At 67.5% G+C, this 14,806-nt stretch carries 13 protein-coding genes; 9 read left to right on the plus strand and 4 right to left on the minus strand.

The annotated features are described in order from the left end of the window. Window positions 1-94: 94 nt before the first annotated feature. From mihF to M2428_RS10425, 6 genes are all read left to right on the plus strand, one after another. Window positions 95-412 (plus strand): integration host factor, actinobacterial type, encoded by a 318-nt coding sequence (gene mihF, locus M2428_RS10400; protein ID WP_277525874.1) that lies wholly within the window; start codon window positions 95-97, stop codon window positions 410-412. 38 nt (window positions 413-450) lie between these two features. Next, window positions 451-1,023, plus strand: a complete 573-nt coding sequence (gmk, locus tag M2428_RS10405) for a guanylate kinase (protein WP_277525875.1) — start codon at window positions 451-453, stop codon at window positions 1,021-1,023. Window positions 1,024-1,062: 39 nt separating this feature from the next. Continuing rightward, the gene (gene rpoZ / locus M2428_RS10410; RefSeq protein ID WP_090581074.1) at window positions 1,063-1,323 is read left to right on the plus strand and encodes a DNA-directed RNA polymerase subunit omega; all 261 of its coding nucleotides are present in this window, start codon (window positions 1,063-1,065) and stop codon (window positions 1,321-1,323) included. 52 nt (window positions 1,324-1,375) lie between these two features. Next, window positions 1,376-2,689 (plus strand): bifunctional phosphopantothenoylcysteine decarboxylase/phosphopantothenate synthase, encoded by a 1,314-nt coding sequence (locus M2428_RS10415; RefSeq protein WP_277525876.1) that lies wholly within the window; start codon window positions 1,376-1,378, stop codon window positions 2,687-2,689. Window positions 2,690-2,766: 77 nt separating this feature from the next. Continuing rightward, window positions 2,767-4,002 carry a methionine adenosyltransferase gene (metK, locus tag M2428_RS10420; RefSeq protein WP_277525877.1) on the plus strand — a complete coding sequence of 412 codons (1,236 nt, stop codon included), beginning with the start codon at window positions 2,767-2,769 and terminating at the stop codon, window positions 4,000-4,002. A 248-nt stretch (window positions 4,003-4,250) separates the two neighbouring features. Continuing rightward, the gene (locus M2428_RS10425; protein ID WP_277525878.1) at window positions 4,251-6,425 is read left to right on the plus strand and encodes a primosomal protein N'; all 2,175 of its coding nucleotides are present in this window, start codon (window positions 4,251-4,253) and stop codon (window positions 6,423-6,425) included. A 12-nt stretch (window positions 6,426-6,437) separates the two neighbouring features. Here M2428_RS10425 and M2428_RS10430 read toward each other — a convergent pair whose 3' ends face one another. The 4 genes from M2428_RS10430 to M2428_RS10445 form a co-directional block, all read right to left on the minus strand. Next, complete coding sequence (locus M2428_RS10430) at window positions 6,438-7,523, minus strand: glycosyltransferase family 1 protein (RefSeq protein ID WP_277525879.1); 1,086 nt, start codon at window positions 7,521-7,523, stop codon at window positions 6,438-6,440. Beyond that, window positions 7,520-8,446, minus strand: a complete 927-nt coding sequence (locus M2428_RS10435) for an alpha/beta hydrolase (protein WP_277525880.1) — start codon at window positions 8,444-8,446, stop codon at window positions 7,520-7,522. The genes M2428_RS10430 and M2428_RS10435 overlap by 4 nt, the downstream gene beginning before the upstream one ends. Before the next feature lie 11 nt (window positions 8,447-8,457). Beyond that, window positions 8,458-9,327: an aldo/keto reductase gene (locus M2428_RS10440; protein ID WP_277525881.1), complete on the minus strand. Its 870-nt coding sequence runs from the start codon at window positions 9,325-9,327 to the stop codon at window positions 8,458-8,460. 91 nt (window positions 9,328-9,418) lie between these two features. Beyond that, complete coding sequence (locus M2428_RS10445) at window positions 9,419-10,381, minus strand: sugar-binding domain-containing protein (RefSeq protein WP_277525882.1); 963 nt, start codon at window positions 10,379-10,381, stop codon at window positions 9,419-9,421. 171 nt (window positions 10,382-10,552) lie between these two features. Here M2428_RS10445 and M2428_RS10450 point away from each other — a divergent pair, with 171 nt between their 5' ends. From M2428_RS10450 to glpK, 3 genes are all read left to right on the plus strand, one after another. Then, window positions 10,553-12,304 carry a glycerol-3-phosphate dehydrogenase/oxidase gene (locus tag M2428_RS10450; protein ID WP_277525950.1) on the plus strand — a complete coding sequence of 584 codons (1,752 nt, stop codon included), beginning with the start codon at window positions 10,553-10,555 and terminating at the stop codon, window positions 12,302-12,304. 156 nt (window positions 12,305-12,460) lie between these two features. Beyond that, window positions 12,461-13,213 (plus strand): MIP/aquaporin family protein, encoded by a 753-nt coding sequence (locus M2428_RS10455; protein ID WP_277525883.1) that lies wholly within the window; start codon window positions 12,461-12,463, stop codon window positions 13,211-13,213. Window positions 13,214-13,265: 52 nt separating this feature from the next. Next, the gene (glpK, locus tag M2428_RS10460; protein ID WP_277525884.1) at window positions 13,266-14,780 is read left to right on the plus strand and encodes a glycerol kinase GlpK; all 1,515 of its coding nucleotides are present in this window, start codon (window positions 13,266-13,268) and stop codon (window positions 14,778-14,780) included. Window positions 14,781-14,806: the final 26 nt, after the last annotated feature.

The raw sequence follows: 14,806 nt of genomic DNA on the forward strand, positions 1-14,806 counted from the left end.
GTCCGCAGATTTCCATTGATTTCTGCCGCCGCCAGACGGTAGGTTCGGGGCAAGGGCACGAGTGCCCCGTCCCGCCATGCAGGGAGGACTTCCAGTGAGTTTGAGACCCCTCACTCCGCAGGAGCGTTCCGACGCCCTCCGCAAGGCCGCTGCCGCAAGGGCCACCAGGGCCGAGGCAAAGGAGCGCCTCAAGACGGGGGAACTGTCTATTGCCAAAGTCATCAGTGCCGCCGAAACCGACGACGCCATTGCCCGCATGAGAATTGTGGAGCTGCTCGAAGCCCTGCCCGGGATCGGCCGGGTCCGGGCGGCCGCCATCATGGACCAGCTTGGCATCGCGCAATCCCGACGGGTCCGCGGCCTGGGAATCCACCAGCGCCGGGCGCTGGTAGATTTTATTGACGACAAATAGCTCGTTCCGCCGAGCTGCCCCCACCGCCGAAGGAATATGTGAGCAAGAAACCGGGACTGACAGTCCTCGCCGGCCCGACGGCTGTTGGCAAAGGCACCGTGTCCACCTACATCCGGGACAACTACCCCGAGGTGTGGCTGTCCGTTTCGGCTACCACCCGGGCTCCGCGGCCCGGGGAAATCGACGGAGTGCACTATTACTTCAAGTCGAAGGAGGAGTTCGAGTCCCTGGTGGCTGCAGGCGAATTCCTCGAATGGGCCGTGGTACATGGACAGAACACCTATGGCACCCTGAAGAGCACGGTCAACGAGGCCATCGCCGACGGCCGCCCGGTGCTTCTGGAAATCGATCTGCAGGGAGCGCGCCAGGTAAGGCAGGCCGTTCCGGATGCGCAGTTCGTGTTTCTGGCGCCCCCGAGCTGGGACGAATTAGTGCGTCGGCTTGTGGGCCGCGGCACGGAAAGCGCCGAGGAACAGCGGCGGCGGCTGGAAACCGGTAAAGTAGAGCTTGCTGCTGAACCGGAGTTCGACCACACCGTTATTAATGACGACGTTCGCCGGGCAGCGGACGAGCTTGTTTCACTCATGGGGCTGACCCCCCACCCGCACTAGCCGCGGGAAGCCATCAGCCCGTTAGAATTTGGAGAATTCGTGTCCACGAACCTTGAAGGCATCATCAACCCGCCGATCGACGAGCTGCTGAAGGCCGCCGACTCGAAGTACGGACTGGTGATTTTCGGTGCCAAGCGCGCACGCCAGATCAACGCGTACTACGCCCAGCTGCACGAGGGCCTCTTCGAGTACGTTGGCCCGCTGGTCGACACCAAGCTGAACGAGAAGTCCCTGTCGATCGCGCTGCGCGAGATCAACGAAGGCAAGCTCGTCTCCACGCCGATCGAAGCCGCAGAGTAATTCCCTCCGCGGGAAGAGCCAAGTAAACAGACTGCCTGCTGACGGAGATCACGTGCGCATAGTCCTCGGAGTCGGGGGAGGGATTGCCGCCTACAAGGTGGCGTCGCTCCTCCGGCTTTTTACTGAAGCCGGGCACGACGTCACGGTCATCCCGACCGAGGCGGCCACCCGCTTCGTCGGCGTCGCCACGTGGGAGGCCCTTTCCGGGCACCCGGTGAGCAACAGCGTGTTCGACGCCGTCCACACGGTCAACCATGTCCGGCTCGGCCACGAGGCCGAACTGATCGTCGTGGCCCCCGCAACGGCCGATCTCCTGGCTCGTGCGGCCACCGGCCAAGCCGATGACCTACTCACCAACACCCTGCTGATGGCCGGCGACTGCCCGGTGCTCATGGCCCCGGCCATGCACACCGAAATGTGGCAGCACCCTGCCACCCAGGCCAACGTCGAAACCCTGCGCAGCCGCGGCGTCACCGTGCTGGAACCCGCGAGCGGCCGCCTGACCGGCGCCGACTCCGGTCCCGGCCGGTTGCCCGAGCCCGAGGCGATCTTCACCGCCGCAATGGCCCTCGCAGGCGCATCTGCTGCCGAGGCGGGGGAGTCGGGCGGCGCGGCCCAGCCGGACGTGGACGCTGTCCTGGCCGCCGGTCCGTCAGCGGCGCCGTTGGCGGTCCGTGCTCTGGCCGGTCTCACGGTGACCGTCAGTGCCGGCGGCACCCGGGAACCGCTGGACCCCGTGCGATTCCTCGGCAACCGCTCCTCGGGCAAGCAGGGCGTGGCCCTGGCCGCGGCCGCCCTCGAGGCCGGCGCCCGCGTCCGCCTGCTCGCTGCCCACATGGAGGTCCCTGCGCCCGCCGGCGTCGAGGTCGTCCAGGTCGAGACCGCCCTGGAGCTGCGGAAGGCGGCGCTGCACGCCGCCGCCGATTCCGACGTCGTCATCATGGCCGCCGCCGTCGCGGACTTCCGTCCCGCGGACGTCTCCGGGACCAAGATCAAGAAGCGCGACGACGTCGCGGATCCGGTGATTAACCTGGTGCGCAATCCCGACATCCTGCGGGAACTGGTGGAGGTCCGCGACGCCGCGTCGCGGGACCAGCTGATCGTCGGCTTTGCCGCCGAAACAGGCGACGCCGGGGGCGACGTCCTCGAGTATGCCCGGGCCAAGCTGCAGCGGAAGGCCTGTGACCTGTTGGTCGTCAACCAGGTTGGCCGGGACAAGGTCTTTGGCGAAGACACGAACTCCGTAGTCATCCTTTCCCGCGACGGCTCCGAACCCCAAGAGGCGTCGGGTTCCAAATCCGACGTCGCGGCTGCCGTGATCGACCGGATCAGCGCCGAGCTGAGCCGGGCTGTACCGCCGGCATAGCCCGGCGTAACCAACATCTCCTTAGCACGGGGACACACGCCGCCGGACGTCCGTTTTCCAACCAGTAAGGTAGTTGAGTGACTTTACCGCTGCACATCCCCGCCTTCCACGGGTCCACGCCCGCCGCGCTCCGGCTCTTCACGTCCGAGTCGGTGACGGAGGGCCACCCCGACAAAATCTGTGACCAGATCAGCGATGCGATCCTTGACGCCCTGCTCGCCAAAGACCCCGAGTCCCGGGTTGCCGTGGAGACGCTGGCCACCACCGGGCTGGTCCACGTGGCCGGCGAGGTCACCACCGACGCCTACGTCGAGATCCCCCAGATTGTCCGGGAGACCATCCTGGGCATCGGGTACGATTCTTCGGCCAACGGCTTCGACGGCGCCCGGTGCGGCGTCTCGGTGTCCATCGGCCAGCAGTCCAACGACATCGCCGGCGGCGTGTTCAACTCGCTCGAAGCCCGTGAGGGACGCCAGGAGGACGACTACGACCTCCAGGGCGCCGGCGACCAGGGCCTCATGTTCGGCTACGCCAGCGACGAGACGCCGTCCTACATGCCCGTGCCGATCTGGCTCGCGCACCGGCTGTCCGAGCGCCTGACCGAGGTCCGCAAGAACGGCGAACTCGCCTACTTGCGCCCGGACGGCAAGACGCAGGTCACGGTGGGCTACGACGGCGACCGGCCGGTCTCGGTCGAGACTGTCGTCATCTCCAGCCAGCACGCCGAAGGCACCAGCCTCGACCGGCTCCGGGCCGACCTCGCCGAGCACGTGGTGGGGCCGGTCATGGCGCTGTCCAACCTGGACACCTCACGGGCCCACAACATCCTGAACCCCGCAGGCGCCTTCGTCATTGGCGGCCCCGTGGGCGACGCCGGCCTCACCGGCCGCAAGATCATCGTCGACACCTACGGCGGCATGGCCCGCCACGGCGGCGGCGCGTTCTCCGGCAAGGATCCGTCGAAGGTGGACCGCTCGGCCGCGTACGCCATGCGCTGGGTCGCCAAGAATGTGGTGGCCGCCGGCCTTGCCAAGCGCGCCGAAATCCAGATCGCCTACGCGATCGGGCAGGCCCGCCCGGTGGGAACTTACGTGGAGACGTTCGGAACCGAAACCGTGGACCCGGCGCGGATCAGCGCCGCGATCGCCGAGATCTTCGACCTGCGCCCCCGGGCCATCATCGACGCTCTCGACCTGAAGCGCCCGATCTACGCCAAGACCGCCGCCCACGGGCACTTCGGCCGCGAAGACCCGGACTTTACCTGGGAACGCCTGGACCGGGTGGACGAGCTGAAGGCGTTTTTCAACGCCTGAGGCCAGGCCCACACCGTCCGAAGCCTCTTGTCGGGTTGTTTACGGTGAGATTTGTCAGTCCTGTGTGATGTGCTGTAGCCAGGCCGCCCTCCGGTGGCCTGGCTACATGCAATTTAGCCGGTGCATATCCGGTGCATATATGGACGGCTGGCATCTGGACGGTTCATATTTAGCCGGTCTTCTTGTTTAGCCGGTTTTGTTAGTTAGCCGGTGTTGTTGCCGAACGATCCCAAGGGGAGGTGCGAGCCGTGAGTCCCAGTCCTGCCGGCGGCGCGCCCGGCGAGCCCCAGCAGCTGTCCCTGCTCCAGGGCTTTCCCGCCTCCGCCGCGGAAGCGTCGGGGCCCGCCCTTGCCGCACAGTTGCCGGTGGCGCGGGTGCTGATCGAATCCTCGCTGCCACACCTGGACCGGCCATTCGATTACAGCGTGCCGGCCGCCCTCGACGCCGAAGCCGTGCCCGGAGCCCGGGTCAAGGTCAAGTTCAACGGGCAGGAACTGGCCGGCTACCTGCTGGAACGCACCGCCGGGTCCGACGCCGGCCACCCGCTCGTGCCGCTGCACAAAGTACTCTCGGCCGTCCCGGTCCTCACCCCTGCGGTGGCCGAGCTCGCCGGCCGGATCGCCGCGCGGTACGCCGGAACGGTCAGCGATGTCCTGCGCGTTGCCGTGCCGCCCCGCATGGCCAAACTGGAAAAGGAATTCGCCCCGGACGGCCGGCTCGACCCCGAGCTGTTCGGTACTGAGATGTTCGGTCTTGCGACCGCCGTGTCGCTTCCGTCACCAGCCGCGGGCAGCGTCTGGGCCACCTACCGCAACGGGCCGGCGTTCATCGCGCACCTCGCCGCGGGGGAGTCGCCCCGGGCCGTGCTGACCGCCCTGCAGGGGTACGGGCCCGGTGGCTGGCCGCGGATGGTCGCCGAGGCGGTGGCGGCGGTGCGGATCTCCGGCCGCGGCGCCGTGGTGGTGGTGCCCGACTACCGCGACCTCGACCGTGTCGAGTCTGCCCTGCTGGAACTCCTTCCTGCCGGCGACGTCGCCCGGCTTACCGCGGACGACGGCCAGACGCCGCGCTACCGGAGTTTCCTGCGCGTCCTCAGCGGCGCGGCCGGGGTGGCCGTGGGCACGCGGTCCGCGGCCTACGCGCCGGTGCGGAACCTCGGGCTCGTGGTCTGCTGGGACGACGGCGACGACCTCCACATCGAGCAGCGCTCCCCGTACGCGCACTCCCGCGAGGTCCTCCTGCTCCGCGCGGGCCAGGAGGGCGCCGCGTGCCTGCTCGCGGCCCACTCGCGCAGCACCGAAACGGAACGGCTGGTCGCCTCCGGCTGGGCGCAGGCCGTGGAAGCGGAGCGAACCGTCCTCCGGCGCACCGTCCCGCGCGTCCTGAACACGGCCGACAGCTATGAACTCGAGCATGACCCGCTCGCCCGCATCGCCCGCCTCCCGGGCGCGGCCTGGCGGGCTGCCAAGGAGGGCCTGGACCGGGGTCCTGTCCTGGTCCAAGTGGCCCGGGCCGGCTACGCCCCCTCGCTGGTGTGCGAAAGCTGCCGGGAACCGGCGCGCTGCACCGCCTGCAGCGGGCCCCTGGCGATCGCCGGTCCGGGCGGGAGCAGCGCCGTACCGCAATGCCGCTGGTGCTCGGCCCCCGCCCCGGCCTGGCGCTGCGGCACGTGCAACGGTGTCCGCCTCCGGCGTGGCGCCACGGGTGCCCTCCGCACGGCGGAGGAGCTGGGCCGGGCCTTCCCGGGGAAACCGGTCATCACCTCCTCCGGGGACCAGATCAAGGCCACCGTTCCGGCGACGGCCGCCCTCGTGGTTGCCACCGTCGGTGCCGAACCGGTGGCCACCGGCGGTTACGCCGCAGCCCTGCTGCTCGACGGCGACTCGCTGCTGCGCCGGGAAAACCTGAGGGCGGGGGAGGACGCAGTCCGCCGCTGGTTCAACGCCGCAGCCCTGGTGCGGCCGGCACACGACGGCGGGCTGGTGGTCATTACCGCCGACGACGCCGCCGGCGTTGGGGCCCTCTTGCGCTGGGATCCCGCCGGGTACGCCAGCCGGGAACTGGCACTGCGGCAGGAGCTGCAGCTGCCGCCCGCCGTGCGGGTCGCCTCCGTCACCGGCGGCAGGACCGCCGTCGGCCATTTCACCGATGCCATTCAGCAGCGGCTGGCGGCGCAGGGAACCGTCCTCCGGACGGCCGGGCCCGCGCCCCTCATCCTGCCGGCCGCCGCGGGGGCCAGCCGCGCGGCGTCACGGGATTCTTCGCCGCGGGATGCCGGCGAGGAGGTCCGGACCCTGCTGTTCATCCCTTACGCCCAGGCCGCGGACGCCACGGCCGTCATGCGGGCCGTCAAGGCGGCAGCCGCAGCCAAGCGCAGCGACGACCCGGTGCAGCTGCGCCTGGACGGCGTGGACGTCCTCTAGCCGCGGCCAGAGCTAGCTTTTGTTCCGGCTCCGGAGCGCGACGGCCTCTTCGGCGACGGCCACGAGCCGCCGCGCCGACTCGTCCCAGCTGAAGTCGGCTGCCCGCTCCACCGAACGGCGGGAACGGGCCTTCCACAGGTCGGGGTCCTCGAGTTCGCGCACCGCCCCAGCAAACTCCGACGACGAGTCGGCGTGCACGTAGCTGACGGCGTCATCGCCGACTTCCCGGAAGATCGGGATGTCGCTGGCGATCACCGGCGTGCCGTGCGACATTGCCTCGACGAGCGGCAACCCGTAGCCCTCGGCCCGGGACAGGCTAATCAGGGCTGTGGTGCGCGCCAGGAGGGCCTCGTACTCGGCGTCCGTCACGCCGTTGTGGAAGACGATGTTTGCGCCCTCCGGGGCCAGGGCCTCCAGTTCGGCCCGCCGCTCCGGAGTGATGCGGCTCAGCAGGTGGAGCGTCATGTCCGGCAGCTCCGCCATGCCGCGGATCATCGTCTCCACGTTCTTGTAGGGCATGAAGGAACCCATATAGAGCAGGGTCTTGTCGGCCCCTGCCCCCGGGTCGCGCGGTGTGTGGCCGTGCTGGGGAGCGTTGCCCACAATCCTGACCGGGCGCCGGGTGAGCCGGTACTTTGCCATCAGGGCCGCCGTGGTGGAGCTGATGGTCGCCACGATGTCCGCCCTGTTCAGCAGGAGCCGCTGGGGCCAGAAGGCCTTGTGGTAGAGGCGCCACAGGACCCGGACCGGGGCCGGCAGGAACCCGGGCGGGGTGGGGTGCTCGTAGTAGATGAGGTCGTGCAGGGTCAGCACAAGGGCGTACTTGCGGCCCCAGCTGCCCATGGTCTGCATGGGGCACACCACCACGTCCGCGCCCAGTTTGTTGACCTTCGCCGCCACGAAGAGCTCGGCCGGGGACAGGGGGCTGTTGATCACCGTGTACGGAACGTCCGGCAGGAGCGCGAGTTGGCGGGGATCGCTGATCAGCATCGAGACGTCGGCGATCTTGGCGGTCGCCGCGATCAGGCTGGCGCCGTAGCGGCTAATGCCGTCGTGCTGGTCCAGCCGGGTGAAGCGAGCATCGATGAGAATTTTCACGCGGCGTGGTCCTTTAGGAAGCGTCGGATGTAGCGGGCGGCGGGGTCGGGGGTTTCGTAGTGGATCAGGTGCCCGACGCCGGGAATGACCTCCAGCCTCCCGTCCGGAAGCCGCGCCGCGAGTTTGTGCTGGTCCGCCAGCATGGCGATCTCGTCCTTCTCTCCCGCGATCAGCAGCACGGGCAGCGTCAGTTCGGCAGCCACCTCTGTGACGTTGCTGCCGACGGAGGCCTTGAAGGCCTGCAGCAGGCTGTCCCGGTCCGCGAAAGAGGAGAAGTACGCGCTGTGCTGGGCGTGCACGAACCGGCGGATGTCCTTGTCCCCGGTCTTGGCCATGGTCACGCTCATCACCCGCACGATCACCTGGCTGCGCAGCAGGGCCAGCCCGAGCCGCTGGGGGAGGCGCGCCGCGGCCTCGTAGTAGAGCACCGCAAGCTTCGTCATCAGGCCCTTGGGCCCTTCGAGGGCGGGCGCCGCGATGGGATTGACCAGGATCAGTTCGGCCACGGCGCCGGGGTTGGCCGCCACGAAGTGGCTGGCGATGATCGACCCGAACGAATGTCCCAGCAGGACGGTATCCGCGCCCAGGCCCAGCGCGGCTATGAAGCCGCCGAGGAATCTGGCGTAGGCGGGAACGCTGTGCTCGTTTCCCTCGAAGGCGGCCGAGCTGCCGAAGCCCGGCAGGTCCGGCATGATCAGGCGCATGTCTGTCAGCTGGTCCGCCACCCGGAGCAGGCCGTGGTGGTCGCCGCGAAATCCGTGCACCACCAAGATGGTGCGGGTCTCCGGGGTGACGCGGACGGGTTCGTAGACCCAGTAGGCGATCCTGGCGCCGTCAACCTCGGCGGACGCGGCCCGGGTGCGGGCGTCAAGTCCGCCGCTGAACAGGGGCGTGCGTGAGGATCCGGTTTCCACTTGTTCCATTGGTTCGAATCCTATGCGACGTTGTCGGGGTGGGAGCCGGTCCGGAAGCCGCGTTCGAGGCCGCCGATCTCCGACATGTCCAGCGGGGTGAGCTCAAAGTCGAAAACCTCGAAGTTTTCCCGGATCCGCCCGGACGAGCTGGCCTTGGGGATGGCGATGTTGCCAAGTTGCAGGTGCCAGCGGAGGATGATTTGCGCCGCGGTGCGGTCGTGTTCGGCGGCGAGGGCCAGGATTACGGGGTCCTTCAGCACCTGGCCGCGGCCCAAGGGACTCCACGCCTCGGTGCGGATGCCCAGCACCTCGTGCTTTTCCCGCAGTTCATCCTGCTGCAGCCAGGGATGAAGCTCGATCTGGTTCACGGCCGGTACCACCTCGGCCGTTTGCAGGAGCCGGTCCAGGTGTTGCGGCTGGAAGTTGCAGACGCCGATTGCACGGACCTTGCCCTCACGGTACAGCGTCTCCAGGGCCCGGTACGTGTCCGGGAACAGGCCACGCCGCGCACACGGCCAATGGATCAGGTAGAGGTCGATGTATTCCAGGCCGAGGTTGGACATCGAGGTGTCGAACGCCCGCATCGTGGCGTCGTAGCCGTGGTCGTCATTCCAGACCTTGGTAGTGACGAAGAGGTCCTCGCGGGAAACGTAGGGCGCGGTTTCCCCGGGCTCACCGCCCGTGCCCTCAAATCCGGACAGGGCACCGATGCCCTTCCCAACACCAGTCTCGTTGCCGTACATGGCGGCGGTGTCGAAGTGCCGGTACCCGGCCTCGACCGCCATGGTCACCAGGCTGGCGGCGTCGGCCGGGGGGACCTTGTACAGCCCGAATCCCAGCCGGTCGATCAATACGCCGTTGTTCAGGGTCAGCCGGGGGGAGAGTTTCATGACAATGACTTTACCTACTGGCGCTGGCGAGCGCCGGACCGCCGGACCCCCGGTAACGCCGGCCGCACCAGTCACGGTTCGCCGTGGCCACTCAGGACAGCCCGTCGAACCGGACCAGCCTGCGGGCGCTGGCCTCATCCAGGATCAGGTCGGTGGCCAGCCCCGCCGCCAGCGCGCCCCGGAGCCCGTTGATCTTGGAGGCGCCGGACACGACGCAGATGCGGCGCCGCACCTGACGGAGCTGGGCCAGGTCCGGGCCGGTGGACCGCTCGTTGAGTGTGATGCCGTCCGATGATCCGTCACCGCGGAAGAACACCGTGGCAACATCGCCCACCACGTCGGAGGTCGCCAGGACGTTCAGGTCGTCTTCATCGAGGTAGCCGCCGGCGTAGACGTGGCTGGGATAGTCGGCGTCGACCGATCCGACACCAAAGATCGCGATGCTCATCCGGGCCTGCAGCTCCAGGATCCGCTGAACACTGCGCTCATTCCACATGGCTGTTTTGGTCGCGGCGTGGTCGAAGAAAGCCGGGACGGGAAATTGTTCCACCCGTGCACCGTAGGCGCTGCCGAACCGTCGCATGATGTCGGAGGCGTAGGTGATGCCGGTGGTCTGCATGTTGCCAGCGCCGTTGAGCTGGACGATCACGCTGTCATGGGTGATCTTGCGGGTCAGGTGCCGGCTCACAGCGCTCAGGGTGGAGCCCCACGCGACGCCGATGATGGCGTTGGAGTCAACCAGCGGCCCGATCGTCCGGGCCGCCTGCATCGCCACACGGTCCAGTGTTTCCGCCTCATTAAGGGTGTCCACCACCGGAACAACGTGGACATCCACCCTGAATTCGGCGCGGATCATGCTCTCAAGTTCGGGCCCGGTGTCCAGCGGGCTGCGGATCTGGATCTGCACCAGACCCGAATCCCGGGCCGCCGACAACAGCCGCGAAACCGTGGACCGGGACGTCCGGAGCTCGCGGGCGATGGCGTCCATGGTCAGGTCCTGAAGGTAATACAGCTGGGCCGCGCGAAGGGCGTCGGACTGGCGTGAACGCGTCATGAAATTTCCCGTCTGCACGTTTGTGCATAGTGCTTGACTCCATTTTCCATTAGTCCAAAGAATAGTGTTGAACGGCGCCGCGCCCCGGGCGTGCCGCACAGAACCAAACCCAAGGGAGCAGTTTTGGGACAGAAGGACTCAGTCGGCACACCGGCGAACGATCGCGCCTCAGTGCATACGTTGCGGACGCGGCGGCACGCGCAGGTTTTGATCATCGGCGGCGGAATCAACGGGGTGGGCACGTTCCGTGACCTTGCCCTGCAGGGCGTCGATGTGGCGCTCGTTGAGCGTGGCGATTACTGCCAGGGCGCCAGTGGCGCCTCCTCCCACATGATCCACGGCGGCATCCGGTACCTCGAAAACGGCGAATTCCGCCTCGTCCAGGAGTCCGTGGTCGAGCGCAACAGGCTCCTGCGGATCGCACCCCATTACGTCAAACCGCTGCAGACCACGATCCCGATCTTCAGCACCTTCTCCGGAGTGCTGGCCGCCCCGATGCGCTTCCTGACCCACAAGCAGGGCAAGCACACAGAGCGCGGAGCGTTCCTGATCAAGCTGGGCCTGAGCATGTACGACTTCTTCTCCCGCGACGGCGGCACGGTTCCGCGGCACCGGTTCCTCGGACGCAAGCGCGCCCTGGCCGAGCTGCCCCGCCTCCACCCCGGGATCAAATACGCGGCCACCTACTTCGACGCCTCCGTCCACAACCCCGAGCGCCTCACCCTGGACGTGCTCCAGGACGGCGAGAAGGCTGGCGGTGCGGACAGCGGCATGGCCCGGGCCAGCAACTATGTCTCGCTCGTTTCGACGGGTGCCGCGGACGGCGCCACAGCCGGAACCGGCACCGGCACCATCGAAAGCACCGGTACAACAGTCCAGCTGCGCGACGAGCTGACCGGCGAAGTGTTCGACTTCACCGCCGACGTCATCGTGAACACCACCGGCGCCTGGGTCGACCTGACCAACGAAGCGATGGGGGCCGCGTCGTCGTTCATGGGCGGAACCAAAGGGTCGCATATCGTGCTGGACCATCCGGAGTTGCTGGAGGCGTGCAACGGCCGAGAAATCTTCTTCGAGCACACCGACGGCCGGATCGTGCTGATCTATCCGATGGGGGACCGCGTCCTGGTCGGCACCACCGACGTCGACGCCGACATGGCCCAGGACGCCGTCTGCACCGAGGCGGAAATCGATTACTTCCTTGACCTGATCGGGCACGTGTTCCCAGGCATCCAAGTGGACCGGGAACAGGTTGTCTACACCTTCTCCGGCGTGCGCCCGCTTCCGAAGCATGACGCCACCCAGCCTGGGTTCGTCAGCCGGGACTACAGGATCCAACGCCGTGCTGCGGCGGGCCGGACCGTCCTGAGCCTCGTGGGCGGCAAGTGGACTACGTTCCGGGCCCTGGCCGAGCACCTGAGCAACGACGTCCTCGCCGAACTCGGCATGGAACGGAAGGTCTCGACGGCGAAGCTCGCCATCGGCGGCGGCGCCGGGTTCCCGGACAGCGAGGACGGTGTCCAGCGCTGGATCAAAGCCCATATGTCGGCCGGCCGCGATGCCGCCCGCGTCACCGGGCTGCTGACCCGCTACGGGACCCGCGCCGAGGAAGTCATCCGATTCCTGGATGCGGACCAGGCCGGTGCACCCGACAGGCCGCTGCACTCCACCCGCGAGCTCAGCACCCGCGAATTGGAGTTCATGGCGGCGCACGAGCAGGTCGGACACCTCGTGGACGTCCTCATCCGCCGCACCTCATTGGCGTTCCGGGGACTCGTGACCGGGGAATTGCTGAATGAAGTTGCCGACACACTTTCGGGCCCGCTCGGCTGGGACGCGGCTCGCCGGGCCAAGGAGATCAGCCACACGCAGGAGGTGCTTGAGCGGTTCCACCGCGTCCAGGTCCACAGCCTGGTCGCCTGATACGGCTTGCGTGCCCGGGCGGGGAAGCCCGGGTGCAAGCACTGCGCGGTCCGCCCCGGCGGCCGGCGCAGTGGCTGGCCGGCAGCACGAACATGCTGCCGGCCCCACGGCTTCCAAACTCGCGGAGGCCGACAACAGAAAATAGAGGAGTCAAAGATGTCTCTTGGAATAGTTTTCCTGTCCGAAGTATTCGGTACCGCAATGCTGACCCTGCTGGGTTGCGGCGTTGTGGCCAACGTTGCGCTCAGAGGCACCAAGGGCAACAACGGCGGGTTCCTGATGGTGACTTGGGGATGGGGCCTTGCCGTCTTCTGCGGTGTCTATGTTGCTTCCATCTCAGGTGCGCACCTGAACCCCGCGGTCACCTTTGGTCTGTTGCTCAACGGCAAGCGGTTGTACGCTCCCGGCGTTCCGGTTGACTTCGCCTCGACCCTTACGTACTTCGGTGGTGAACTGACCGGTGCCTTCCTCGGCGCCGTCGTGATGTGGCTGGCCCACAAGCAACACTTTGATCTCGAGTCCGAGCCCGCCGGCAAGCTGGCAGTCTTCTCCACCGGCCCCGCGATCCGCTCCAACCAGTGGAACCTGATCACCGAGATCATCGGCACCTTTGTCCTCGTGTTCGTCATCCTGACCTTCGGCGGCACGCCTTCCGGACTCGGCCCGCTGTCGGTGGCCCTGCTGGTTGTCGGCATCGGTGTTTCGCTCGGCGGCCCCACCGGCTACGCCATCAACCCCGCCCGTGACCTCGGCCCGCGCATCGCGCACGCATTGCTTCCCATCAAGGGCAAGGGCTCCAGCGACTGGAGCTACTCCTGGATCCCGGTTGTCGGCCCCCTCATCGGCGGCGGACTCGGCGGCCTCGTGGCAGCAGTCGTTCCGATCATCGTCCCCGTAATCCCTCACTAACAGTCACTAACTGCCAGTTCAACTGCCACGCCAACCAGACAAGGACGTCAATATGAACCAGTACGTAGTTGCAATCGACCAGGGCACCACGAGCACGCGCGCCATCGTGTTCGACCACAGCGGCAGCATTGTCTCCTCGGGCCAGATGGAGCATGAGCAGATCTTCCCCCAGGCCGGCTGGGTGGAGCACAATCCCGCTGAAATCTGGAACAACACCCGCGAAGTGATTGGCTCGGCCCTGTCCAAGGCGAACCTGACGCGTCACGACATCGCCGCCGTCGGCATCACCAACCAGCGCGAAACGGCCGTTGTGTGGGACAAGACCACCGGCGAGCCGATTTATAACGCCATCGTGTGGCAGGACACCCGCACCCAGCCGATCGTTGACGAGCTCGCGAAAGAGGGGGGCGCGGACCGCTTCAAGCAGAAGGTGGGCCTGCCGCTGGCGACCTACTTCTCGGGCACCAAGATCAAGTGGATCCTGGACAATGTCGAAGGCGCCCGGGCCAAGGCGGAGGCCGGCGACCTCGTCTTCGGCAACACCGACTGCTGGGTACTGTGGAACCTGACCGGCGGGATCGACGGCGGAGTGCACGTCACCGACGTGACCAACGCCTCTCGGACCATGTTCATGGACCTGGAGACGCTGTCCTGGGACCAGGAGATCCTGGACGCGTTCGGCGTCCCGGCCTCCATGATGCCGGCCATCAAGTCCTCCTCCGAGGTCTACGGCACGGTGCACACCTCCCAGTTGCTGCGCGAGGTTCCTGTGGCCGGCATCCTGGGCGACCAGCAGGCGGCCACGTTCGGCCAGGCGGCGTTCGATGCCGGGGAAGCCAAGAACACGTACGGCACGGGCTGCTTCCTGATCTTTAACACGGCCGAGGAAATTATCCACTCCAAGAACGGGCTGCTGACCACCGTGGGCTACAAGCTCGGCGACGCGCCGCCGCACTACGCGCTGGAGGGCTCCATCGCCGTCACCGGTTCGCTCATCCAGTGGCTGCGGGACAATCTCGGCCTGATCAGCAGCGCTCCGGAGGTCGAGACCCTCGCGGCCTCGGTGGAGGACAACGGCGGCGTGTACATTGTGCCGGCGTTCTCCGGCCTTTTCGCGCCGTACTGGCGTTCGGACGCCCGCGGCGCCATCGTGGGCCTGACCCGTTTTGTGAACAAGAACCACATCGCCCGCGCGGCCCTGGAGGCCACCGCCTTCCAGACCCGCGAGGTGCTGGACGCCGTCAACGCCGACTCCGGCGTGCCTCTGACGGAGCTGAAGGTCGACGGCGGCATGGTCGCCAACGACGCCCTCATGCAGTTCCAGGCGGACATTCTCGGCGTGCCGGTCATCCGTCCGAAGGTGGTGGAGACGACCGCGCTGGGCGCCGCCTACGCGGCCGGCCTGGCGGTCGGATTCTGGAAGGACCTGGGCGAGTGCTCGGCCAACTGGGCAGAGGACAAGCGGTGGGAGCCGCAAATGGACCAGGCCGAGCGGGAACGCCAGATGCGCCTCTGGAAGAAGGCCATCACCAAGTCCATGGACTGGGTTGACGACGACGTCCGGTAGAGGCGTACCCTGACCCGCCAGGTGCC

This window comes from Arthrobacter sp. ES3-54 (assembly GCF_029504395.1).
In the GTDB taxonomy this organism is placed as follows: domain Bacteria; phylum Actinomycetota; class Actinomycetes; order Actinomycetales; family Micrococcaceae; genus Arthrobacter.